Below are 25,086 nucleotides of genomic sequence, written 5' to 3'. Positions count from 1 at the left end.
AAATATATGGAAAGCGTAAAATTAAGAGATCGCCTTCAGTTGGCTATTTACAAGGTGATTAATCCCTTTGTAAAAGGACTCATTAAAATAGGCTTAACGCCCAATATGGTAACCAGCATTGGTCTGGTACTGAACATTGGTGTGGCCGTAATTTTTGTACTTGGTGCCGAAAAATCTAACCGTGGCGACATGTCGTACATTGGTTGGGGCGGTGCATTGGTGCTTTTTGCCGGCCTTTTCGATATGCTGGATGGCCAGGTGGCTCGCCTGGGCAACATGAGCTCCCGGTTTGGGGCACTGTACGATTCGGTACTCGATCGCTACAGCGAAATGATTATGTTTCTGGGCATTTGCTATTATCTGGTAGCGCACCATTATTTTTTAAGTTCGCTGTTTGCGTTTATTGCGCTTATTGGTTCTATGATGGTGAGCTATACCCGCGCCCGGGCAGAAGGTTTGGGCGTTGAGTGTAAAGGAGGATTGATGCAGCGGCCGGAAAGGGTAGTAACCATTGGTGTATTTGCTATTGCCTGTGGGGTAACAGGACATTTTATAGGTGGCGATTATAAAATCTACCTGCCGGGTATTTCCTTTCATGTATTTGAAACCATGTCGGTTTTTACTTTACCCATTACTTTAATGGCAGTTTTAACCAATATTACAGCCGTTAGGCGCTTGCAGGAGGCCAAAAAAGGCCTGGAAGCACAGGAGCGAAATGAAAAAAAGACCAGTAATAAAGCCGCTTTGGTGGCAGCTGCACTGCTAGCTTTAGGCCTGGGTGCATTGGCTCCGGTAAAAGCAATGGCACAGGGCGATAATCCTTCACCCATTGTTTTTCCTACCCCCGAAGGCATTGCCAATCAGCTTTTCTATTTACAACGCGATCCCAATACCAATACCATTGTTTGCCAGTTGAATGTGGATAAACATGGTGAGGTGAATAAAGAGCAGCCGATTAATGTTTTCTGGATGCGTTACGACGATAAAGGAGAGAAGAAAGAACTCAGCTACATACAGCGCAAATTTGCCTATGGCATTGTGAGTAAAGATTTAGGCAACGGGCAATTCGAACTCCGGTTTGTTTCGCACAAAAAGCTGCCCATGTATCTGCGAAAATCTACAGCCGATAAAAAATACCATGTTTACGCCACCATCAACGATAAAAAGATGGAGATAGATCGCATATTCCTGCGCATAGAAGGGGGCACTTTCTGGTTCCCGAACGTAAAATATGTAGAAATAAAAGGGCGCGATGCAGCAGCCCCAGTCAAGCAATTTACAGAAAGGATCAAAATATAAGGTATGAAGAAGAATTTTGTATCCAACAGCACCGCATCGGTAAGGATGTTTAAAAGCGATTTGATGGAAAGCCTTTCGAAAGTTCGTTTTTATGTGCCTTTAATTGTTTATGTTCCGGTTATAGCCTTTCTGAGCTATAAGTCGCTGTGGCAAAACGACATGGCCTTTGTTAATTTCGCAGCATGGTTGCTGTTCGGATTGGGGATATGGACCATTACCGAATATTTTCTGCACCGGTATGTGTTTCACTTCGAACCCAAATCGGACTGGGGGCAGCGCATCCATTTTATTTTTCATGGCGTACACCACGATTACCCTAACGATGCCAAAAGATTGGTGATGCCACCTTCTGCCAGTATTCCCATGGCTTTGGGCTTTTACTTCCTGTTCGACTGGCTGCTTCCACAAAATTGTGAATATCCATTTTTTATCGGCTTTATGATCGGATATTTGTTTTACGATATGGTGCACTATGCGCTTCACCATGCCAGTTTTAAAAGCGGTTTCTGGAAAAAATTGAAACAGCACCACATGTTGCATCATTATTCCGATTCGACCAAAGGCTATGGCGTAAGCTGGACATTCTGGGACCATATATTTCGCTCAAATTTTGATAAGAAGCAGGATGGAAGAACAACAGGCCACTAAAGGCTTTTACCACCGCAGTTTCGTTTACACTTCGATAGCCATTTCGGTGGGCTATTTATTGCTTTCCTTGTTGCTGGTTGGTTTTAAAACAGATCAGCTGGTGCTGGTTTTCATCTTTAACGTCTTGTTCTTTTTTTCAAAAGCAACACGGAAATTTATTCTGGGTTTTTCTATTTTTATCGTGTACTGGATCCTTTTCGATTATATGAAGGCATTCCCGAATTACCGCTACAATGCTGTGCATATCGAAGATCTTTATGATGCGGAGAAACGCATTTTTGGGATCAACCTGCATGGCTTGATGGTGACCCCAAACGAATTTTGGAAAATAAACAGCAATGCTTTTTTAGATGTATTAACCGGCCTGTTCTATCTGATGTGGGTTCCAGTACCCTTAGCGTTTGCAGTATATTTATTTTTTAAAAAGAAGTTTGAGTTTGTGCATTTTTCGCTGGTATTTGTTTGGGTAAACCTGCTCGGCTTTGTTGTTTATTACCTTTTTCCGGCTGCACCGCCCTGGTACGTACAGGAGCACGGTTTTGTACTCATACCCGGTACCCCCGGAAATACAGCAGGCTTAGCCCGATTCGATCAGTTTTTTAACATTACACTATTTAAAGGAATTTACAGCAAAGGCTCTAACGTTTTTGCAGCAATGCCATCTTTACACTCTGCCTATCCGGTTATTGTAGTGTATTATGCACTCAAAAATAAACTGGGAGCCATTAATGTATTTTTTGTAACGGTAATGCTCGGTATCTGGTTTTCGGCCATTTACAGCAGTCACCATTATTCGTTAGATGTGCTGGCTGGAATAAGTTGCGCCATACTAGGCATTGTTTCCTTTCAGTTTCTTGTGAAAAAGACTCCGCTGAAGCATTTGGTGGCCGCCATGGTGAAGAAAATTACTTAAAATGCCTGGATTTTGTGTTTGGTTTGAAGCCAGGTATGGCAGGGGATAGCTGCGCTGTTTTTTCTTGAAAAAGACTGTTTTTTCGCTATGCGAAAAATAAAATTTAATTCCTGTGTATTGCAATATTGGTAATTCAATTCGGATAAACTTATTTTTTTTGTCAATTTCTTAACGTAAAGCGCTGATAATTTAATGTTTGCAATAAATCTACTATATCTATAGATAATATAGATATATTTATATATTTGCAGAGTCAATGTTACACATAACAATATGAATCAACTTTACATTAACAATGCTAAACTGCCTGTACTTAAATCTGAAACTGTTTTAAGCCTTGCTGAAATTTGTTGTAGTACTGATTCCATGCGTTGTTGTATGTGCATGTAAACATTAGCGCTCGCCACAAACATTATTCAGTATATCCTTATTTTCTTTTTTATGAATCCCCTTTTCAGGAAAGTTATAATCAGCTTTTTGATTATTTTTCTGGCCTACTTTTTTTTGAACTTTAAGCAAACCGAGCCTGCTGTAAAGCCACATCCGCTGGCTACTGCAACTGCATTGTGCTGTTCATCTAAGCTTCCAAACCGTTATGGCATAAAAATTACCACGAATACCAGGGTTTTCGATAGAACGAAAGAAATAGCTAAATCATACAATAACCACGATGCAGCGATAAGAGATATTTCCTTTTGGTTTAATGCCAGCCATGAGCTAACCGTGAAAATAAAACCAACAGAGAATAGAAGCCTGGGGCACCTGGGCTTCAGCTGCATCAAAGATAAATAACCAGATTGCTAACTTATAAACTAATCACAAATGAACTGTAGCAAATAAAAAAAGGGAAAAACTTTCATTTTTCCCTCCGAACCAAATAAATTTTCGAACCAGGTTCTCAATTGGCGTTGGCCCTGATTCAAATGGTAACTTAATTCTAAACAAAATTATGCAAAATTTCTATGAAGTACATGCCGGGGGCATGCTTACTTCAAAATTTCCTACACCAAACTTTAGGAAGCTATTTCCTGCGCATACAGGCGGGAAAGAAAGCAGGATCTTCGGCTTCTTAATTTTATTCATGTTGTGCGCATTTACAAAAAATGCAGTTGCGCAAACCACCCCGCTCATTAATTCTACTTTAACCGGAACGGTAAGAGATGCCAAAACCGGCGAAACCCTGCCGGGGGTAAATGTGAGTATTAACGGAACTACACATACCGCATTAACTGATAATAATGGCATTTTCCGTTTCATAACCGGTCAAAAATTCCCTTACACCCTAACTATCAGTTTTGTTGGCTATAAATCTTTACAAATTGTGGCCAATGGCTCGCCCATCGAAGTAAAGCTCGAAGAACAGGTAAATACACTTAACAATGTGGTGGTAGTGGGTTACGGTACGCAGAAAAAAAGCGATTTTACCGGATCGCTTTCGTCAGTGCCAACCGAGTTGAAAAACGTTCCGGTGGCTTCGCCCGACCGGCTGATTCAGGGAGCAATTTCAGGGGCACAGGTTACCCAGTCGAGCGGTCAGCCCGGTGGTGGTGTGTCTATTCGTGTACGTGGCGGAACCTCTATAAACGCTGGTAACGAACCTTTATATGTGATTGATGGTTTTCCGGTTTATAACGGCGATGCTACTGTTGACGCAGGGATTACCAACGGACCGGCCATTAACCCGCTATCGGCAATCAATCCGGCCGATATCGAATCAATCGATGTACTTAAAGATGCTTCTGCAACAGCCATATATGGCTCTCGTGGTGCAAACGGGGTAATTCTGATTACTACCAAAAGAGGGAGTAAAAACAGCTTCTCTATTAATTACAGTGGTTATTATGGCAAACAAAAAGTAAGCAAAAGAATTGCTTTGCTGAATGCCCGCGAATGGGGCGCTTTAAAAAATGATGCCCTTACCGATGCCGGCAAAGCGCCATTTTATACACAGGCGCAGTTAGATCAGCTTGGCGAAGGAACCAATTGGCAAGGCGAGGCTTTTAGAACAGCACCGGTACAAAACCACAGTCTTTCGATATCATCGGGCAATGAAAAAACACGTTTATTGCTTTCAGGAAATTACTTTAAGCAGGAGGGGGTAATTTTAAACAGCGGTTTTGACCGGTATTCGGCAAAGCTGAATGTAGACCACGAAGTAAATTCGAAATTTAAAGTAGGCGTTTATCTGAATGGAAGCACCACCCGTGCCGATGTTGCACCAAGCGGTATTGTTGCCAATATTCTATCCATGGTGCCTGTAGTGCCGGTAAAAGATGCCAATGGCAATTTTACAGCCAACAGCAGTTTCGGCGCTACCGTAGCCAACCCCATAGCAACCCTAAGCCTGCAAACCAACGAAACCAAAACAACCCGCGTGCTGGCTAACAGCTTTGGAGAATATACCATTATTGAGGGCTTAACAGCTAAGGTTTCCTTAGGTACCGACATCATTAACAACAAGCAGAACAGGTTTCTGCCTTCTACACTTTACGAAAGCCTTCCGGGGGGAAATGCATCAATCGGTTCCTTATCTACTTTGAACTGGTTAAACGAAAATACCATCAACTACAAGAAAAGAATTGCCGAAAAACACAGCTTTGAAGTACTTTTAGGTAATACGCAACAAAAATCGGTTACCGAAATCTTTACCGCCGGTGCTTCAAATTTTGTTAGCGATGCCTTTAAATACAATAACCTGGGCTCGGGTACTGTGCTTACCACCCCAACTTCATTAAAAACAGAATGGGCGCTGCAATCTTTTCTCGCCAGGGTTAATTATGCTTACGATAACAAATACCTGTTAACCTTAACCGCCCGTGCCGATGGCTCGTCGAGGTTTGGTATTAACAATAAATGGGGAACATTCCCATCAGCAGCCATTGCCTGGAATGCTTCGAACGAAAAATTCCTCCAGGATGTTAAAGCCATCAGCTCCCTTAAATTCCGCTTTAGTGCCGGGGTAACGGGCAATCAGGAAATCGATCCTTACCGTTCACTTTCGCGCTTATCGAGTTACCAGTACACTTTTGCCAATACACTGGTTAATGGTTTGGCCATTGCCAGCTTTGCAAACCCCGATTTAACCTGGGAAAAAACAGCACAGTACAATTTCGGTATCGATCTGGAACTGTTTTCGAACCGCATTCAGCTTACAACTGATATTTATTACAAAAGAACTTCCGATTTATTGTTAGAAGTGCCTGTGCCATACTCATCAAGCTTAACCAGTGCTTTCCAAAACCTGGGGGTGGTGAGAAACAAAGGCGTAGAGCTTGGACTTAAAACCGTCAACTTTCAGGGCGATTTTAACTGGACAACCAACCTCATATTTTCTGCCAACAGGAATAAAATCCTTACGCTGGGTGGTTCTCCTTATTTCTTTGTTACCGATCCGGCAAGCCCAACCACTTTACCTACACAGATTATTAAAGTTGGCGAATCGGTTGGTGCGTTTTATATGTACGAGGCAGATGGGGTTAATCCGGCCAATGGTTTACAAAAATACAAAGACCTTAATGGCGATGGCCTGATTACACAAGATGCCGATCGTAAAATTGTGGGCAGCTCGCAACCCAAATTTTTGGCCAGTATCACCAATACTTTCAGGTACCAGAATTTCGATCTCTCTGTTTTTTTTAATGCATCGTACGGCAACAAAATTTTTAACTGGACACGGGCCAACTTAGAAACCGGTACTGGTTACACTGGTGCGGTGGCCACATTGCTCGATCGATGGACACCATCAAACCGGAATACAGATGTACATAAAGCCATAGAAAACCCGGCAGTAACCATTTCTGACCGTTTTGTAGAAGATGGATCATTTATCAGGCTAAAAAATGTTACCCTGGGTTACAGCTTGCCAAGCCATTTGCTTTCTAAGCTGAAACTAAGCGGACTACGGGTTTATGTATCGGGCAGCAACCTGTACACCTGGACCAATTATACCGGTTACGATCCTGAGGTGAGCACCAACGGACAAAATTCGATAAGTACAGGGATGGATAGGGCAGCTTATCCAAATGCACGCTCAATACAAGGAGGCATCAGCCTGACGCTTTAATTTTTCAACATTTAATTTTTATTGCGATGAAAATAAAATATTTACCCCTGGCCATTGTGCTTGCCAGTCTTTCAGCTTGTGTAAAACTGGATGAAAGCCCAAAATCATTTATCTCTCCCGAGCAATTTTATAAAACAGCTGGCGATGCAATTTCCGCTGTGAATGCCATTTATTATCCCATGGTTGACAACAGCACCGGAGCGCAACCCATCTACAACAGGCTGTTTTACACCGGGCTAGATTTCCTTACCGACGATCTGGACGCAGGGCCGGGCTCGCCAAATGCAGAAGTAAGGGCATTGGCCAAGCTCACCCACGCATCAACCAACTTACGCATCCAGCAAATCTGGACAGAACATTACGAAGGGATTAACAAGGCCAATATTGCCCTCGAAAGAATCCCTGCCATTGAAATGGATGGAAAGCTTAAAAACCGTTTGCTGGGCGAAGCCAGATTTTTGAGAGGCTTTTATTATTTCAATTTGGTAAGGCTTTACGGCGATGTTCCCTTGCTGTTAAAAGACCAAACACAGTTAAGTCTGGCCGAATTGCAGGTACCACGCACGCCTAAGGAGCAGGTTTTTCTGCAGATTATTAACGATCTGGAAACTGCTGCATCCTTATTTAAAGCCGCATCGACAGGCGAAGCCGGCAGGGCAACCGAAGGTGCTGCGGTATCGCTTTTATCAAAAGTGTATTTAACGCGCCGCGATTGGGCAAATGCGGTGAAATATGCCGATGCAGTAATTAATGGTTCATACGGTTATGCCTTGTTTGATGATTATGCACAGGTTTTTCTGCCGGCGTATAAAAATGGCAAAGAGCATATTTTTTCTGCACAGATAAAAGGAAGTACAATTAGTACCGGGCATTTAATCACCTCGAGCGATATTCGTTCGGGTGTACCCGGATTAAAGGGCTCGTACGGCAATCAATTGGCTTTTTATACCGTTGGCAGCGATAATTTCTTTAGCCTGTACAAACTGTATTCGGCTAAGGATAAAAGGAAACGGACATCATTTGTTACTTACTATATCAGTCCAACCGACGGGAAAAAATATGCAACCATTAATGCTCCCGGCGATTCAGTGCCTTTCATTAACAAAAACTGGGATCCCAACTACGCCAGTACCGGAAACTCTGATGCGAACATGAACATCCTGCGTTATGCAGAGGTTATTTTAATTGATGCAGAGGCCGAAAACGAACTCAATGGTCCAACCACGAAGGCCTACGGTGCCATCAATAAAATCAGAAAAAGGGCAGGATTGGCTGATTTAACTACCGGATTAACCAAAGATCAGTTCAGGGATTCTGTTTACCTCGACCGCAGGTTAGAGCTGGTAGGCGAGTGCCAGCGCTATTTCGATCTGATCAGGCAAACAGGTACAGAAGTTACGGGCGTTGGTCCGGAGGGGAAAGGTATTTTGCTTAAAAACCTGAAACTGGTAGGCAAAAACAATGTAGCCGCACGCCACTATTTGTACGCCATTCCACAGGGCGAAATAGACAGAAACCCAAAACTTACCCAAAACCCAGGCTGGTAAAAAGAAGAATTTTTTAGAAAAATTATAAAATAAAACGATGCGTATTATGAAAAAAATACCGAATAAAATTGCAGGTGCAGTAGTCTTACTGGCTGCGCTGCTGCAAATGGCCTCAGCACAAACATTAACCTCCGATAAAGGCTTTAAAGGTAAGATTGGCCGTACCGCTGCCGAGTCTCAGGAATATTTTCCCGAAAAGAAGAAAGCACCCGCAGGTGCACCGAATGTAATTGTCTTTTTAATTGATGATGCCGGATATGGCACCTCAAGTGCTTTTGGTGGTTTAATGCAAACCCCGGTGTTGGATAGTTTGGCCAACAACGGTTTACGCTATACCAATTTCCACTCTACAGGAGTTTGTTCGCCAACACGGGCGGCGCTACTAACGGGCCGTAACCACCATTCGGTACACATGGGTGCCTTAAATTACAGTTCGAGTGGTTTTCCGGGTTATGATGCCATTATGCCTGCCGATAAAGGAACAATTGCCGAAGTACTGCACGAAAATAATTACAGCACCTTTGCCGTAGGGAAATACCATGTTGCACCCATTAACGAAATAACCGCAATAGGGCCTTATGACCGATGGGCTGTTGGCCGTGGTTTCGATCATTTTTACGGCTTCCAGCTAGGCCATACCGATCAGTACCACCCCAATTTGTACGAAGATACCAAGGTTGTTGATGTAGAACCCAACGGAAAACATCTCACTACTTTGCTGGCCGATAAAGCCATTAACTACATTTCCAATCAGAAATCTGTTGCACATGATAAGCCTTTCTTCCTTTATTTTGCTACAGGCGCAATTCATTCGCCGCACCAGGTAGATAAGAAATGGAGCGATTTATACAAAGGCAAGTTCGATAAAGGCTGGGATTGGTACAGGGAAGAGGTTTTTGCCCGTCAGAAAAGGCTGGGGGTAATACCTGCCAATGCAGTACTGCCAGATCGCGATCCGACAGTTAAAGCCTGGAACAGTTTATCGCCTGAGCAAAAGAAGGTTTATGCCCGTTTTATGGAAATTTATGCCGGTTTCTTAACCCATGCCGATTACGAGTTTGGCCGCATTGTGAATTACCTGAAAGAAATAGGAGAGGCCGACAATACCGTTATTCTGGTTAGCATTGGCGATAACGGATCGAGCCATAGTCCCGAACATGGCAGCTTAAACGGTTATATCAGCTCATTGGATGAAGATAAACAAGTGGCCGAGTTGTATAAAAACATCGATAAACTGGGTACCGAACATTCATTTCAGGATGCGCCATCAGGCTGGACCCAGGCAACCAACACCCCTTTCAGGTTGTGGAAAGCCGATCCGAACAGCGAAGGCGGTACTCACCAGCCATTAATTGTATATTACCCTAATGGCGGGTTGAAAAAAGGCGATATCCGTGGGCAGTATGGTCATGTAATTGATATAGCACCAACCATTTACGAGCTTACAGGCGCAAAAGTTCCCGAAACCATTAAAGGCTATGTACAAAAGCCGTTGGAAGGAACAAGTTTGGTTTATTCGTTTAAAGATGCCAAAGCCGAAAACCGCCACAAAATTCAATACTACGAGTTATTTGGCAAACGGGCCATTGTTAAAGATGGCTGGAAAGCTTCGGTTTTCCACAAATCGGGAAGTGATTTCAAACAGGATGTTTGGGAGCTTTATAACCTGAACGATGATTTTAACGAAAGGATAAACCTGGCTGCAAAATACCCTGAAAAAGTAAAAGAATTACAGGCACTTTTCGATCAGGAAGCCATTAAGTATAATGTATTTCCATTAAACGACAATGCTCTGGGGCATAGTGTTGGCGGAAGGGCACGCAGTCCCTTTGGCCTGGATAAAAAGGTGGTTTTGTATGCTGGTATCGAACAGTTTTTAACCCTTACCGGGCCACAGTTTCAGAATGATCCGTTTTCGATAACGGCTGATGTAAACATAAAATCGGCCAGTGATGAAGGGGTATTATTTGCCACCGGTTCTGAGTTTGAGGGCTTAAGTTTATTTATCAAAAACGGAAAATTTGTGGTTGCGCACAACACAGGTAGTATTGTGAAATATCTCGAATCGGACACAGCTGTGCCTGTAGGTAAATCGAAGTTAAAGTTCGAATTTAATTTTACGCCACCTGCTCATGAAAGTAAAGATAAAAATGCACCCGCTGGCACCGAAGCCATTTATATTAACGATAAAAAGGTTGGCGAGCGAAATGTGGTGGCTGCCGAAGGTAGGATTGCAATTTATAAAGATGGTATCGACGTAGGCGCAGACCGAAATTCGCCGGTAACTGATCGGTACAAAGCTCCATTCAATTTTACCGGAAAATTGAACAATGTAACTATCGAATATAAATAATATGATAAAAACAGACTGCCAGATAACTGACAGCCTGTTTTTTGCAAAATAATTGATCAAAAGAAAGATGAAAATAATATTGAAGGTTTTTTTCCTGCTGGGCTTAACCCAAACCTTATGGGCACAAAACAATCCTGGTGATGAGTCTTTTAATGGAAATAAACTGTTCGACGATGTTAAACAGTATGTTAATTTCGGCGTGCATAGAACTGCAACAAGTGGCGATAACGCAACATCGGCCTGGCTTAAAAATAAACTGGATGGTTTCGGCTTTCAAACCGAATACCTCTATTTTCCTGTTAAACAGTATTTTCTCGAAAGCGCTTCGTTAAAAATCAAAGATAGTACCTTAAATGTATTTCCGCTTTGGCCTGTGGCTGCTGCAAATGTTGCTTTAAATGCCGAGCTTATTGATGCTGATAACGATAAACAATCTGTTTCGGGCAAAATAGCCGTAATCAGGTTAAAAAAAGAAGACCGTAAATACATTGATCGTTTAGAAAAACTAGACCGTTTTAATGATTTAATAGCCCAACATGCCAGTGCTATTGTTTTAATTGTTGATAACGATGCAGGCGAAATAGCGGCATTAAATACCCAGCCTAAAGCGTCGTGGAAAATTCCGGTAGTTCAGCTAGCACCAAAAGATACCACACAGCTTATATCAGGTACGCGGGTTTCGCTTCAAATTAAGGGCAGTTTAAAAGACGTGCAGGCACGTAATGTCATTGCCAAAATTGGCTCTGGCAAGCAAACCGTAATCGTTTCTACCCCAATTAGCGGTTGGTTTACCTGTGGTGGCGAACGTGGCCCGGGTATTGCAATTTTTAACGCCATTGCTAAATGGGTAAGCGTGGCTAAACCGCCTTATACTTTCGTTTTTATAGCCAATTCATCACACGAATTGGAAGATCATAGGGGTACACATGTATTTATTGATAAAAAGGCTCCTAAACCTTCAGATGTGAGGTTATGGGTGCATTTGGGCGCCAGTTTTGCGATAAACGGCTACCAGAAAACAGCAACAGGTATTAATAAACTCGAAACTGTTGATCCGAAAAGAAGGGTTTATTACAGTTCGAACCTCGAAAATACCATGCACCAGGCTTTCGATAGGAAAACCATTACACAATTGGGCAATGTGGCTTTAGGCGAACTTAGTGTCGCTGCAAAATATGGCTACGCTACTTATTTTGGCTTTGTGGGTGCCGATTTTAATCCCTTCTTTCATACACCCGTTGATAACGAAACAGCTACATCGCCAGAAATACTGGAACAAACCGCTTTGATGATCAAAGAGGCAATTCAATTGGAATTAGCCCAACAGCTGTAACTCAGCTGGCCTAAAATCATTTCATAAAACCGGGAGGTTAATACAAATAGCCTTCCGGTTAAATACGCCATATTGCTTGCAAATCCTGCCACGTGCCCTAATGCTGCACATTTAAGCCACTGCTTAAAATAAGCTATTTGATCTCATTTCTTATCATACTGAATATTTTTTTGTTCATAGTGATGATTTTGGGGCACTAATCCCCAGTTATCTTTTAGCTCATTTCAATGTCTAAAGGTTTTTATCCATAATACATTTGTACGATGAAAAAATACTTTTTTTAATTTTCACATTGTCATTTGTCAATATCCAGTTGCAGCGTGTCAGGTTGAAACTTAATTTTAGCTGGATTATTTTAATGAATAATGAACGACTTAAAAAAACTGGAAGATTTAAGAATGGCTTTACTTCAAAAAATTAAGCCTGCCACTATCGATAGGAACTTTTGTAACCTACTCTCGATTAAAATTTTTACCGCACAGAATGATTACCTGAGTACACGCACACTGATGCAGTTGTTTGGCCTTTTGCCTCTGGATCAAGGAAGCTTAAACCCCTGGGCGGTTGATATGCTCCATAAATACACGGGTTGCAAATTAAAATTGATGTAAAAAAATCCCTTGGCTACTTTAAAAATAACATTTAGGCCTGCGGCTTTTTTTGGTTACCAGGTAATAACCTACTGAAATTTCGTGCGAGCCATAATCATAATTGCTCAGTTTATTTAAGCTATAATCGTAACCATAACCAATGCGGAGGTTACTGCGTACAAAAAGTTCAGAAATTAACCCGACTGCGCTTCTTGCTGTTAAACTGCTTTGCAAATTGGATTTCGGATATAGCTTAACCGAACTTCGGTACACCCCACCAATCCAGAAACGTTCTTTAACCAAAAGAAAAGCATTTAAATCCAGAGAGGTTGGGCCATGTAAATCATCTTTAATCAAGAAAGTAGGTTTAAACACAAAATCTTGGGCAAAGGGCAAAGCTACTCCGGCGCTCAGGTAAAAATGCGGCTGAATCTTAAGATTAAGTAATTTGTAATCGCCGAATAATGATAAACTCTTGCTCAGTAAATTATTGGCTGAGAAACCAATAAAAAATTTCTCGTTGGAGTAATGTATACCTGCTCTGATATCAGGAGTAATCTGGCTTACACTGCCCAGCGGAATACGGTTGTCGCCCTGCTCAATCGGGTCGAGTAAATTCCCGTTCAGGCCTGCCTGCATTACGCCAACACCCAGACCGAAGGCCAATATGTTGGTTTCGGTACGATCGAGTTTAATGCGATAAGCAAAATTAACCGAAGCATTTAACGAATTCTGCGCCCCGATTTTGTCTTTGGTAATAATGGCACCTATGCCCAGGCTTTCATCGTTAATGGCTTCATCGGCCGAGATAGAAAGCGTTTGCGGAGCACCTTTAACGCCTGTCCACTGTGCACGGGCAAAAGCTTGTAAGTACAGCTCTTCCTTGTATCCAGTATAGGCCGGGTTAATGTACATGCCGTTGAAAACATATTGTCCAAACTGTGCGTCTTGCTGTGCAAAAGCCATTTTGGTAAAGCAACACATCATCACCATCATTAATTTCGCTATCGTTTTCATGTTGTTTTATTTTATCTGATCACGGTTACATATCCTTTATAGGCAATCCAGTCGGCGCTGCCATTTTTAACTTTCACTACATAAAAATAAGTGCCATCACTCAGGCCGGGCGCCGTCCAGTCGTTCTTATAGTCGCTGGTTTGGTAAACCGTACTTCCCCAGCGGTTAATAATAGTAACCTCATTAAATTGATAAGAGTTCAGGTGTTCGAGGTAAAACGTTTCGTTTTTGCCATCCCCATTAGGCGTAAACACGTTTGGTATCCTTAAACCCGAAATTTCTTTATTATCGGTTGAGCTATTGTTACTAAGATTTGGATCGGCTTCATTTGCACTTACTGTTGCGGTATTGCTAACTAAACCCATTTGTTTCGATTTGACTTTAATTACCAGTTCTGCAAACTTTCCATTGGCCAGTCCATCAATTTTCCATTTCACTGTGCGTAAGGCAGGGTCGTAATCAGCGGTTCCATCAGTAGGTGCCGAAAGGCTTTCAAAACTGAGGTACTCCGGTAGTTTATCTTCAATAACCAGTCCTGTGGCATCATCTGCGCCATTATTTCTTACGTTGAGGTAATATTCAAAAACCTCCTCGTTCACCACCGTTCTCGATGCCGAGCGTTTGGTAATAGATACATCTGCCGAGCGACCAGGAACAACCAGTATTTGTACATCTTCCGATAAATCAGAAGTACAGCCGCCTTTATTAATGGAGGCTACCTTGTAAAATCCTGCTGTTGCGGTAATCAATGTCGATTTATTTTGCCCCTGAATCAGTATCCCGTCTTTAAACCATATGTAGGTATTGGCCCCATCCGATTTGGCACGCAGGATTACCGACGACCCTTCGGTGATCGTAATCGTTTGGTGCCCTGGCGGAGCATCCTGGCTGTATCCGTCTATTTTAAATAATAAAAGGAATAGCAGCAACAAGAAGGTATAAAACCTCAGTTTCATGTATCAGACTTACCGGGAAATTGATGGGTACTTTTAGAAAGTTACCGCAGTTGCCGTACCCTGTGCCGTACCGATACTAATTGTTGGTTTGGTTGGTTTAGCGGTTACAGTAATGGTTTTATCTACAATTTGAGGGCAATATTTACTGCCGTTAATTTCATATCCCACTTTTAAACGATAAGTAATGCTTCCAACAGTTGGTGCCGTAGGTGTATAGCTTAGTGTGTTTGCACCGGCTATAATGGTTTCGGCTCCTCCTGCTACAGTGTACCACTGATAAACCAATGCTGCTTTGGTTGGATCTTCTGGGTTGGTAACGCTACCTACCTGCGCCAATGGACTTTCTACGCAGAAATCGGCAGGATTAATGCCAGGTGCCAACGCTTTTAATACATATACCGGAATTTCCTGCATTTCCGATTCGCAGGAACCTGGTGTAGTAGATTTTGAACTGAGATAGTAGTAACCTGTTTTTAAATCAGCATTGGCAACTTTATTCCCACCGGTTAATGTAATGCCGGTTGAAGGCGTAGTGGTAGAAGTTGCACTGTATTTTACAATCCAGTCTGTACCTGCAGTAGCAGCAGGCAGTGTAAGCTCGCCATCTGAGCAAAAAAGATTTACTCCGGCCGTATTTGGTGCTAAAGTTTGTGCCGATGCAGTTAAAAAGCTACCGAATAATACGATCGTTGCAATAATTAAAACGGTTTTGGTAAAGAAATTCTTCATGGGGATTTTTTTTAAGTGATTTAATATTGTGAATTAGTGTTAACCAGCACATGTGGTGCTGTAGGTTTTGGATTTACTTTTATGTTAAAATTGATTTGTGTAGTACAGCCTGCTGCATTTTTAATTGTTAAAATCCCGGCATGAGTGCCAATAGGGGCATCAATGGGAACAGTAACAGGTATCGTTGAAGCCGGAAGTGTCAGGTTGTTTTCAGCAGGAAAACCCGACGATACCCAGCTAATGCTATAGGTAGTAGGAGTGTTTACCGGGTTGGTATAACTGAGCAGAGCAGTGTTATAACCCTGGCAAAGCTCTGGATCGCTTCCCAATGTGAGGCCTGGAGGCGGATTTACCGTAACTAAAAAAGTCTGTGTTTTTTCTTCACAACCCTTGGCTGTTGCCGTAATTGTTGCTGTGCCACTAAAACCAGCCGACCAGGTTACCAGCCCGGTTGAAGCATTAATTAGCCCGGCAGATAAAGGTGATAAACTGTAAACAATGCCGGTGGTGTTGCTTGCAGTAGCCAGATAGGTATCGGTTCCGGCACCCGCGCAGCGACTGCTGGTTAAGCCGCTATTAAATAGAAGATTACTCACATTGCCATTTACGGTAATGCTTCCCGACGAATTAAAACTTGATGAAGGCGTGGTAGAAATGCTGTAAGTAGCTGCTGCACCTGCCACTGTTGGCGTACCGCTAATGGTTAATTTTTTAGCGGGTTTGCTATAGCTATAGGTTATTCCAGCAGGTAAGTTGCTAACCACAACAGTGTTGGTCCCATTTGGCATGGTGTAAATAATCGGATCCATAACGGTATTGATACACACAATTCGGTCACCCGATCCAGTAGTGGTAGATACGCTGCTCTGATCGTTATAAGTTACCTGATCTGGTTGCGAACCGGTAATGGTAGCCGTATTGGTAAGCACCCCGGTTTGCACAACTTTGGCGGTAATTTTTAATGTTGCGTTGGCCATACTTGCTAAATCGCCAATCGTCCAGATTCCTGTTGTTGCATCGTAAGTGGTACCCGACGGAGCAATGCTGGAAACATAGATATAACCTGTTGGTAATTGATCAGAAACCGATACGCCCACTGCATTACCATTGCCTAAATTTTCTGCCTTTAAAGTAAACTCAACATTGGTGTTCAGCTCAGGGTAATCTACATCAACGGTTTTGGTAATGGCCCTGTCGATATTACAAAGCGAAATGTTGATGGGTAGAGAGGGGGCACTAGTGCCACATTCGAGCTGGTAACTCACACTGTAGTTGCCAGATGCGCTTGCTACATAAATATTGGAGGTAGCGCCACTAATGGCTACTCCGTTTAAATACCATTGGTAAGGCGCTGCATTGGCAACAGCGGTAAGTGTGGCTGTTGCACAATTTGTCTGACTTACATTAGGCTGCTCAGCCATTTCAGGAAAACGCGTAATAAAATTCGACATCGAAAAGCCGGCTCCCTGTTGTACCATCGAAATGGTAAGTCTGCCTAAACTGGTAATTGCAACAATACTGGGTTGGCCAATGGTGGTGTTGGTAAAACTGATTAACGAAAGTCCGCTGCTGCCCAGTGGTTTGCGGGTACCTATACCTGCAATAGTTTCAATACTCTGGTTGGTATAGGTTGGGCTACCGCCTGTGGTGGTTAACAATATAGGATCGGCACTTTTGGTTAAAATATAACCGAAATAAGGAAGATCGCTACTGGCAGTATAGGCTGTAAACTTAGTTGTTTCTACACGTTTAGAACCCGAACAGCCTGATATAGGAACTAATGTCGCCACATCTACCTCGCAGCCTCCGCCAACCGAAACTCCGCCAGTTCCGGAAAAAACTTCGACATTTTTATTGGCTACAATGATAGAGGAGGAGAAGCGCGCAGTGTTAGTGGTATAATCGTAAGTGCCATAAACATAGCCATGGTTAAAAGTATATTTATCGCCAGGCTGTAGCAGTGTAACAGTTAATGTTGTTTTCTGCGTTCCGCTAATATCGAAATGAGTTATGGTTACTGTAGTGTTTGCTTCGGTAGCAATAACTGTCGATTGTTCGGCCGTAAGATTTCCCTCACCCCTTACAATTACATATTCTTTACCCAGTGCTGCTATGGGTGGAATTGGATTAAAGGCCCCGTCGCCACAACCACCTGGGGCATCAAGGTCGGCAGCCGTATTCATCACTGCAGAAGAAGAAGATTCGACCAAAGTACCTATTGGCGCATGGAAGAGATAACTTTGCCCTGCATTTAAAGTGGCCGTTGCCACCCCGCCAATTTTAACAATGGTATTGTTGTCAATAGCCATGATGCTGTAAATGGGAGTATGTGATGAACCTGCAAGATTACCATCCCGGTAATAACCCACCCTAAAAGAGTTGCCAATTGCCGCATCGCCAAAACTGAACAAAGAGGCATTTCCTTTTATATCTCCATCGCCTCCATCAGTGCCCAGCGCATCAGAAGCCACATTTCTTAAATTAACAGCAATTGAAGTGGTAGCCTCTACGATAATACCTGCAGCCGATATTACCGTATTTAAACTATAAGCAGGAGCATCTTTTGGTAAGCCAGCAAAACGATAGGTAAAAGGGTTATTTTGCGAGCAGCTAAAGGTGGTAATTATGGTGCCATCGCTTTTTTTAATGGTGCCGGTAACCGTTGTGGTATTATCGGTTGTAATTACAATTTCGTTGGCCTTGCTCCAGTATTGCCATGGGGCCGGAGCAATGTAATGCTTGGCATAGCTAATTGCCCGAAAATAGTTGGCTTTAGCTGTTTTTTCTCTCAGGTAATTGGTAAATGGAGCAGCTTTAACAGAAACTGGAATAGCATAGACAAGCGTTCCCACTAAGGTGGATAAAAGGAAGATAATTATAAAAAAAACTAACCTAAGTAGCGCTCTAATCATGGATGGTTTAATCAGTCTCCTAACCAATACCATACACATCAATTTCATCCAAATCAAGCAAAAGCAAGTCGGATAAAGTTGAGACAATAGGTTATTACTGCTTTGTAGAATTAATAATCTATTTAAAAATGTAAAATTTCAGTTTAAGGATTTCTTCAACACTAAAATACCTGAAATATTATTCGCTCAAGTGTGGGCTGTGTTAATTTTACACCAACTTAAATAGCGGTTTTTCAGTCTTTTTTATATAGTTGTAATTAAGTATTATTTAATATACACAATTGTGATGAGTTTTGAATAGTTAAAAGATTGTAGCTGATGAATTTGTTGTAAATAAACTACTCATAAATAAGTAATTAGAGGTACACTAGGTTTGTTGTTTGAGGTTTTGGTTTTTCTAATTTGCGTTTGTTGTATAGCAGGATGTTTTAGTTAGTTTTTTTTGATGAAACCGTACAAACAGAGGATGAATTTGGCATCAATACAGGTGTCAATATTAAGCTTTTGTGAATTTTTGGAGGGTGGTTTTGGCCTGAATAAGTTGCCTGGTCGCTAAAGACCTGATTAAAATAATTGACTTTGTGCTTATTTTCTGAAACTTTGCCGGTATGCCAATGGCGATTTTCCTGTTTTTAGCTTAAAGTACCGGTTAAAATTAGATAGGTTGGTGAAACCCGAATCGTTACAAACAGCCGTTACGCTATCATTTTCCTCTCGTAATAACTTGCAGGCATGTTCTGTTCTTACCTCAATTAAAAAGTCGAAGTAACTTCTTCCGGTTCGCGATTTAAAATAGTGGCAAAATGCATTGGGAACCATATGCACAATATTGGCGATTTCTTTCAGCTTAATTTCTTTGTAAAAATTATCCATAGTATAGAGGTAGACCATGGTTAATCTGGTTTCATCGATCTTTTTAAAAGGCTTTTTCTTTTCCTCGTTCAGCAGGCTCAACGTTTCTTCGCTTTCTCCAATTTTATTAAAAAGTTGCAGTAGTAATGGGAGCTGTTCGTAGCTGTTTGCAGTTTCAATTTTTTTTAAATAATCTACTGTAACTGTTTTTGACTGGTGATTAATGAAAAGCCCTTTTTTTGCCTCTGCCAGCAAGTTCGTTATCATTTTATTTTCAGCAAGATTTAAAAAATCATCACCCAGCTTATTGTGGTCAAAATGTAGCGTGAGCAGCTCTAGCGGAACAGGTGGTTTGCAATACTTCATGGCATAATCATAATATCTGTTCGATTCAAATTTAAACATGTGCGGTACATTACTGCCGATTAAAATCATGGTATCGCTCGAAATTCTTTTAGAAGTATTGCCAATAGAAAAAGTTCCTACTCCTGATTTGATGTAAATCAGTTCGATTTGCTGATGGCTGTGAAAGTTATTGAGGGCATGGTAAGTATTGGCTTCAGCTAGCCTGAAAGTAGAGTTTTCGACCTTTAAAACCTGACAGAAAAAATCTTTCATACTATATGAATATAAAATACAGAAATGTATAATAAAGTTATTAATATAATATTAGTTTTTCTTAATATTTAACAAAAGAAGACTCCATCAAGCCAATACCTTAGTTTAAAATTTAACGGTCATGAAACAAAGCAGATTTACCATGGAACTTATAGAAGCTTCTATAGGTGACATCGATCAGGTTGGAGGAAAAAATGCATCTCTCGGAGAAATGCTACAACAACTTACACCTTTAGGCGTAAAAGTGCCAGATGGGTTCATTGTTACAAGTGCGGCGTACTTTCAATTCATAAAAGATAATCAGCTCGATCAGCAGATCAGAGATATTCTTCAGCAACTGGACATTACAGATCTGCAGACCTTATATTCCTGCGGCGAGCAAATCAGGGGCTTGATCCAAAAAGGCCATTTTTCTAATCTTATGGAAAAAGAAATACTCGATGCTTACCAGAAACTGATTGATGCCACTAATTTCGATAAACTCGGTGTAGCAGTTCGTTCGTCGGCAACTGCCGAAGATCTTCCCGATGCATCTTTTGCCGGTCAGCAAGATACTTACCTTAATATTAGAGGGGCACAAAACCTGTTAATGGCCATTAAAAACTGCTTTGCTTCTTTATTTACCGATAGGGCAATTAGTTATAGGGAATCATTTCAGTTTGGGCATTTTAATATTGGCCTTTCCGTATGTATTCAAAAAATGGTACGGTCTGATATGGGTGTTTCAGGGGTTGCTTTTTCAATCGATACTGAGAGCGGCTTTAAAGATGCGGTCATTATCAATGGTTCATACGGTTTAGGCGAGCTGATAGTACAGGGAGCGATCAATCCTGATGAATTTATCGTTTACAAACCTTTGCTTAAAAAAGGATATCCTGCGCTCATTGAAAAGAAATTAGGTCATAAACAGCAGAAAATGATTTATGGCACCCGCCAGGGAACTGCTGTAGAGGTGATTCAAACGCCAGATAAAGATACCACGAGATTTTGCCTTACCAACAATCAGGTATTGCAATTGAGCAAGTGGGTAATGATTATTGAAGATTATTATACTCGGTTAAAAGGCAAATGGTGCCCTATGGATATAGAATGGGCGGTAGATGGGATTACTGGCGAACTTTTTATTGTGCAGGCAAGACCCGAAACTATCCATTCGCTAAAAGAACTGAACTACATTACCGAATACCGGATTAATGATGCCAGCAGGGCCAGTAGGGTATTGCTACGTGGTATTGCGGTTGGCGATAAAATTGCTTTCGGAAAAGTGCATAACCTGAAGGGGATCGAAAAAAGCAGGATTCACGAAATTAATTTCCTTCCCGGTGATATTATGGTCACCGAAATGACTGATCCGGATTGGGAGCCCATTATGAAAAAAGCTGCTGCAATTATTACCAACAAAGGTGGGCGTACCTGCCATGCAGCAATTGTAGCAAGAGAATTGGGAGTGCCCGCAATAGTTGGTTGCGATAATGCCACTGAAATTTTAATAACCGGCAAAGAAATTACGGTTTCGTGTGCAGAAGGAGAAGCGGGAATTATTTATGATGGAAGGATTTGGTTTACCAAATATGAACACCAGCTCTCAGAATTGCCGGAAGTCAGGACACCGGTTATGATGAATATCGGATCGCCGGATATTGCATTTCAGTATGCCAGTTATCCGGCAAAAGGAGTTGGTTTGGCCCGCGAAGAATTTATCATCAACAACTACATTAAAATTCACCCCATGGCACTCCTTAAGCACCGGAGTTTAAATGATGCCGCGCTCAGCAGCCACGTGCAGGCCGCTATTGCGGGTTACGAGGATGAAGAAAACTACTTTATCGAAAAACTTTCGTTTGGTATCGCAAAAATTGCCGCGGCTTATTATCCAAATCAGGTAATTGTTCGTTTTTCAGATTTTAAAACCAATGAATACTACAACATGCCGGGAGGCAAATACTTTGAGCCTGGAGAAGAAAATCCGATGATTGGCTGGCGGGGTGCTTCGAGGTACTATGCCGACGCCTATAAAGAAGCATTTGGAATGGAATGCAAAGCGATTAAAAAGGTGCGCGAAGTGATGGGATTGGACAATGTAGTGGTGATGATTCCGTTTTGCCGTACTGTAGATGAACTTTTACTGGTTCAGAGTACCATGAGCGAATTTGGCCTTACCCGTGGCGAAAATGGTCTGGAGATTTATTTAATGGCTGAAGTGCCCTCAAACGTTATCCTTGCCGAGCAATTTGCAAAACACATCGATGGCTTTTCTATTGGATCGAATGATTTAACGCAATTGGTATTGGGATTGGACCGCGATTCATCACTTGTGGCTAACCTGTACAATGAACGTAACGATGCCGTAAAAATAATGATTTCGAATTTGATCAAATCGGCTAAAAAGATGCACGTAAAAGTAGGTATTTGCGGACAGGGACCTTCAGATTATCCGGATTTTGCACAATTCTTAGTCGAAAACGGAATTGATTCTATTTCTGTAACGCCTGATTCTTTTATGAAAACCGTAATGGCTGTTAAAGAAATAGAAGATAAGCTAACAACCGTTGTCGCTCCGCGAGGTGTGGCCTGATCTTTTAAAATTTAAAGCCAGCCATATAATTAACCTGTTTTACTGAAAAGAGCTGCAGGTTTTGAATGTGATTACAATAAGCGTATATTCCTCTTGGTCTGTGTTTTTTTCTTCAAAAAGAAGATAAGACTGAAATTTCTTTTCATAAAAGTAATCTTAAAGGTGAAATAAAGTTAAGATTGCAGTCAAAAAAGTCAATTTTTTTGATGTAAACTAGTTGATAGTCATTTTTTTAAGTTCTAAAGAGGTGTATCGGTGTTCCGGAAAATCTGAGACACCTTTTGAGGCACCTCGCATATGTGTTATTTGGTCAAAAAAGCCACTAAATACCAAAAACCAAAGTAACACCCTCTTTTTGCTAAAGTTAAATGAACAAAAATAAATGAGAATGTAAAAGCAGACAAAAGAAATAAAAGTACAGTAAGAGCCGAAATAATAAAGGCCTACATGAAAATAGTTTATTTGCTGCAATCCACTTTCATTGAATAGGTAAAAGAGGGACGTTTAGAGATACTCTGTTATCAAAAAAATCAAAATGCCGTGGTTTGTCATAATTTGTAACCCAAATTATTGCCTTCTTAAAAATGTTTTATTTTGTAGATTTATATTTAATTGGAACAATCATAGCAAATGAAAATCATTTTAGCTCAGGTAATCTATAAAAGTTTATGCTATTATTTTTAGAGGATACTATCGCGAATTTCTGATCCTCTGAAAAAATTGCACTGGTATATTCAACAGTATTGATGTCACCAAAAGTTCTTACAAGCTGTCCATTTGATCGCCACAATTTTGCAATGCCATCTTCACCTCCCGTAAGAATATATTTGCCATTTTTAGAAAATTGAGCTTGATTAATTTCATCGTCATGGGCTTTAAAAGATTTAAGCAACTTACCTTTTATACTCCATAATGCAACTTGTTTATCAAAACTAGCCGTCAATATCTGTTGTCCATCAGGCGAAAAGCTTGCCGAAGTAACACCGCTTGAGTGGTAATTTAAGGTCTTTAATTTTTTTCCTGTTAAATCCCAAATAGAAACGGAATTATCGCAACTGGCAATCACGATTTTTTTGTCATCAGGCGAGAAGCTTGCCTGATATATCGTACAATCATGCCCTTTAAACGTCCTAATAAGTCTCCCGTCCGAAGTCCATAACTTAGCTGTATTATCTCCCCCTCCACTTAATATGTATCTTCCATTATTTGAATAGGTCACAGTTTTTACATAAATCTTGTCGGCTTTTACTACTTTAATTTTCTTACCATTAATATTCCATATGACAAAAGTTTCATCGCTTCCTGCAGTGATAAATCTTTTATTATCTGGTGAAAATGCGACATCATTTACACTTCTTAGATGACCAGTAATTTGTTTAACTATCTCACCATTTTCATTCCACAATATGGCTGTGTCATCAGCACTACCAGAAAGCAACCATTTTCCATTTGATGATTGTGCTGTACCGTATATGGCTTCTTTGTGACCTTTGAAGTTCTTTTCGGGTAAGGCAGTTTGTGAAAATGTAAAAAGACTTAAGAAAACTAATAACGTAAATAAAAGCGATTTTATCATAATAGTAAATTTCAGATTTATGAAGATAAAGAATTTGACTTAGCGAAAATACTATGATATCTTTAGGGGGGCATACTTTTGATTGTAAATAAAAATGTAAACTTTGTAAATAAAAACTTTACATCATGCTTTATTTGGGTATTTCGGCAAAATGGCCGCGCGTTCCACATTTAAACTTATCGTCTGTTTTTTCAACAGTAATTATTTTCTTTACAGCTGCTGATACATTGGTACCATGCCATCTCGACTTCTGAATAGTAATTTGTATTTTTTAATTGAAACAAACGACAAGTAAATCACTCACGGGCATGGATAATGTATTGCAAATACACTCAACGGGTCCTCCACCCATTTAAGGCGGTGGTTAATAATTTCTCATCCAATCTTTTTGTCTGTCGCTTACATGGTTCGAAATGGTCATCAAAACGTTCTGTGAAGATCTCATCTTTACAGAACGTTTTAATATATCGGTATTTTCTAGACTGCAGGTATATATTACATGACTTCCCAAACGTAGGCAGGTCACGGAACTTTCTTAAATAATAGCTATTTAGCTTCTTTGAAGGACTTAGGCCGTTCGGGCAACGGCAGATCTTTTGCCTGCTCTGTACAAAGATATTAACAAAGTTGCCATGGTTATCTACTGAAACTACTTTAAAGGGATTGATTGATGAGAAAATCAGTTTGGTAAGATTCATTATTTCTTAACGAATAACAACCAGACTTATCATGGAAAACCACCAAAATTTGGGAAGAACCACTATTACCGAAATCCCCACAGAGGTTACAGAAAAGAAAAATAGCGCAAAATAAAAAGAAAATTGTTTTGAGAAATAAGGCCACTGGTAAACATCAATGGCTTTTTGCTTTTATAGGTTTTTGAATTTATTTAGTGAAGGGCAACTGCCGGGCTATCCGCTCATACGTCCGATGGCTTTAATCGCCGGTTAGATGTCCAATGCTATCTCTGTTGCGAAGATTAGAACACGCACGCATAAGCTAGGATGATACGTTCGCGGTATTTATAGCCAAATTGGGGCCGCCAATTTTATTACATGGAATTAATTGAATACCAAATAAAATGGTAAGTCTTTCTTTTTTCGTT

At 41.0% G+C, this 25,086-nt stretch carries 16 protein-coding genes; 10 read left to right on the top strand and 6 right to left on the bottom strand.

The features are described from left to right. Positions 1-6 precede the first annotated feature (6 nt). From DBR40_RS18265 to DBR40_RS18225, 9 genes are all read left to right on the top strand, one after another. Positions 7-1,299, top strand: a complete 1,293-nt coding sequence (locus DBR40_RS18265) for a DUF4833 domain-containing protein (RefSeq protein WP_124561179.1) — start codon at positions 7-9, stop codon at positions 1,297-1,299. Between the two features lie 3 nt (positions 1,300-1,302). Continuing rightward, a complete protein-coding gene (locus DBR40_RS18260) occupies positions 1,303-1,947 on the top strand; it encodes a sterol desaturase family protein (RefSeq protein ID WP_124561178.1) in 645 nt (214 codons plus the stop codon). Continuing rightward, on the top strand, positions 1,925-2,860 hold the full coding sequence (locus DBR40_RS18255; RefSeq protein ID WP_124561177.1) for a phosphatase PAP2 family protein: 936 nt from the start codon (positions 1,925-1,927) through the stop codon (positions 2,858-2,860). The genes DBR40_RS18260 and DBR40_RS18255 overlap by 23 nt, the downstream gene beginning before the upstream one ends. 441 nt (positions 2,861-3,301) lie before the next feature. Next, positions 3,302-3,652 carry a hypothetical protein gene (locus tag DBR40_RS18250; protein ID WP_124561176.1) on the top strand — a complete coding sequence of 117 codons (351 nt, stop codon included), beginning with the start codon at positions 3,302-3,304 and terminating at the stop codon, positions 3,650-3,652. A gap of 157 nt (positions 3,653-3,809) precedes the next feature. Continuing rightward, entirely contained in the window at positions 3,810-6,923 is a 3,114-nt protein-coding gene (locus DBR40_RS18245) for a SusC/RagA family TonB-linked outer membrane protein (protein ID WP_199748383.1), read from the top strand. Positions 6,924-6,949: 26 nt separating this feature from the next. Beyond that, complete coding sequence (locus DBR40_RS18240) at positions 6,950-8,470, top strand: RagB/SusD family nutrient uptake outer membrane protein (RefSeq protein ID WP_124561175.1); 1,521 nt, start codon at positions 6,950-6,952, stop codon at positions 8,468-8,470. 46 nt (positions 8,471-8,516) lie between these two features. Continuing rightward, a complete protein-coding gene (locus DBR40_RS18235) occupies positions 8,517-10,823 on the top strand; it encodes an arylsulfatase (RefSeq protein ID WP_124561174.1) in 2,307 nt (768 codons plus the stop codon). A 67-nt stretch (positions 10,824-10,890) separates the two neighbouring features. Further along, a complete protein-coding gene (locus DBR40_RS18230; RefSeq protein ID WP_124561173.1) occupies positions 10,891-12,156 on the top strand; it encodes a hypothetical protein in 1,266 nt (421 codons plus the stop codon). A gap of 365 nt (positions 12,157-12,521) precedes the next feature. After that, on the top strand, positions 12,522-12,767 hold the full coding sequence (locus DBR40_RS18225) for a hypothetical protein (RefSeq protein ID WP_124561172.1): 246 nt from the start codon (positions 12,522-12,524) through the stop codon (positions 12,765-12,767). An 18-nt stretch (positions 12,768-12,785) separates the two neighbouring features. Here DBR40_RS18225 and DBR40_RS18220 read toward each other — a convergent pair whose 3' ends face one another. From DBR40_RS18220 to DBR40_RS18200, 5 genes are all read right to left on the bottom strand, one after another. Beyond that, positions 12,786-13,763, bottom strand: a complete 978-nt coding sequence (locus DBR40_RS18220) for a type IX secretion system membrane protein PorP/SprF (RefSeq protein ID WP_124561171.1) — start codon at positions 13,761-13,763, stop codon at positions 12,786-12,788. Between the two features lie 11 nt (positions 13,764-13,774). Then, a complete protein-coding gene (locus DBR40_RS18215) occupies positions 13,775-14,719 on the bottom strand; it encodes a gliding motility-associated C-terminal domain-containing protein (protein ID WP_124561170.1) in 945 nt (314 codons plus the stop codon). Positions 14,720-14,752: 33 nt separating this feature from the next. Next, complete coding sequence (locus tag DBR40_RS18210; protein ID WP_124561169.1) at positions 14,753-15,448, bottom strand: hypothetical protein; 696 nt, start codon at positions 15,446-15,448, stop codon at positions 14,753-14,755. 20 nt (positions 15,449-15,468) lie between these two features. Beyond that, on the bottom strand, positions 15,469-18,300 hold the full coding sequence (locus tag DBR40_RS18205) for a DUF11 domain-containing protein (protein WP_158674080.1): 2,832 nt from the start codon (positions 18,298-18,300) through the stop codon (positions 15,469-15,471). Positions 18,301-18,945: 645 nt separating this feature from the next. Next, positions 18,946-19,830: an AraC family transcriptional regulator gene (locus tag DBR40_RS18200; RefSeq protein ID WP_124561167.1), complete on the bottom strand. Its 885-nt coding sequence runs from the start codon at positions 19,828-19,830 to the stop codon at positions 18,946-18,948. 121 nt (positions 19,831-19,951) lie between these two features. On the opposite strand from DBR40_RS18200, the gene ppsA reads away from it, so the two are divergent. Next, positions 19,952-22,405: a phosphoenolpyruvate synthase gene (ppsA, locus tag DBR40_RS18195; RefSeq protein ID WP_124561166.1), complete on the top strand. Its 2,454-nt coding sequence runs from the start codon at positions 19,952-19,954 to the stop codon at positions 22,403-22,405. 637 nt (positions 22,406-23,042) lie between these two features. On the opposite strand, the gene DBR40_RS18190 is transcribed toward ppsA, so the two are convergent. Then, positions 23,043-23,981, bottom strand: a complete 939-nt coding sequence (locus tag DBR40_RS18190) for a WD40 repeat domain-containing protein (RefSeq protein ID WP_124561165.1) — start codon at positions 23,979-23,981, stop codon at positions 23,043-23,045. Positions 23,982-25,086 lie beyond the last annotated feature (1,105 nt).

It is taken from the genome of Pedobacter sp. KBW01, from assembly GCF_003852395.1.
Lineage (GTDB): Bacteria > Bacteroidota > Bacteroidia > Sphingobacteriales > Sphingobacteriaceae > Pedobacter.
Note: the sequence above shows the minus strand (reverse complement) of the source record. Positions and strands in the feature narration are given on the sequence as shown.

Bases quoted from the DNA above. Each gene is read 5' to 3' on its own strand.
- DBR40_RS18235 (WP_124561174.1), top strand. From the start codon at position 8,517: ATGAAAAAAATACCGAATAAAATTGCAGGTGCAGTAGTCTTACTGGCT.
- DBR40_RS18245 (WP_199748383.1), top strand. From the start codon at position 3,810: ATGCAAAATTTCTATGAAGTACATGCCGGGGGCATGCTTACTTCAAAA.
- DBR40_RS18210 (WP_124561169.1), bottom strand. From the start codon at position 15,448: ATGAAGAATTTCTTTACCAAAACCGTTTTAATTATTGCAACGATCGTA.
- DBR40_RS18190 (WP_124561165.1), bottom strand. From the start codon at position 23,981: ATGATAAAATCGCTTTTATTTACGTTATTAGTTTTCTTAAGTCTTTTT.
- DBR40_RS18240 (WP_124561175.1), top strand. From the start codon at position 6,950: ATGAAAATAAAATATTTACCCCTGGCCATTGTGCTTGCCAGTCTTTCA.
- DBR40_RS18250 (WP_124561176.1), top strand. From the start codon at position 3,302: ATGAATCCCCTTTTCAGGAAAGTTATAATCAGCTTTTTGATTATTTTT.
- DBR40_RS18200 (WP_124561167.1), bottom strand. From the start codon at position 19,830: ATGAAAGATTTTTTCTGTCAGGTTTTAAAGGTCGAAAACTCTACTTTC.
- DBR40_RS18265 (WP_124561179.1), top strand. From the start codon at position 7: ATGGAAAGCGTAAAATTAAGAGATCGCCTTCAGTTGGCTATTTACAAG.
- ppsA (WP_124561166.1), top strand. From the start codon at position 19,952: ATGAAACAAAGCAGATTTACCATGGAACTTATAGAAGCTTCTATAGGT.
- DBR40_RS18255 (WP_124561177.1), top strand. From the start codon at position 1,925: ATGGAAGAACAACAGGCCACTAAAGGCTTTTACCACCGCAGTTTCGTT.
- DBR40_RS18260 (WP_124561178.1), top strand. From the start codon at position 1,303: ATGAAGAAGAATTTTGTATCCAACAGCACCGCATCGGTAAGGATGTTT.
- DBR40_RS18215 (WP_124561170.1), bottom strand. From the start codon at position 14,719: ATGAAACTGAGGTTTTATACCTTCTTGTTGCTGCTATTCCTTTTATTA.
- DBR40_RS18225 (WP_124561172.1), top strand. From the start codon at position 12,522: ATGAACGACTTAAAAAAACTGGAAGATTTAAGAATGGCTTTACTTCAA.
- DBR40_RS18220 (WP_124561171.1), bottom strand. From the start codon at position 13,763: ATGAAAACGATAGCGAAATTAATGATGGTGATGATGTGTTGCTTTACC.
- DBR40_RS18230 (WP_124561173.1), top strand. From the start codon at position 10,891: ATGAAAATAATATTGAAGGTTTTTTTCCTGCTGGGCTTAACCCAAACC.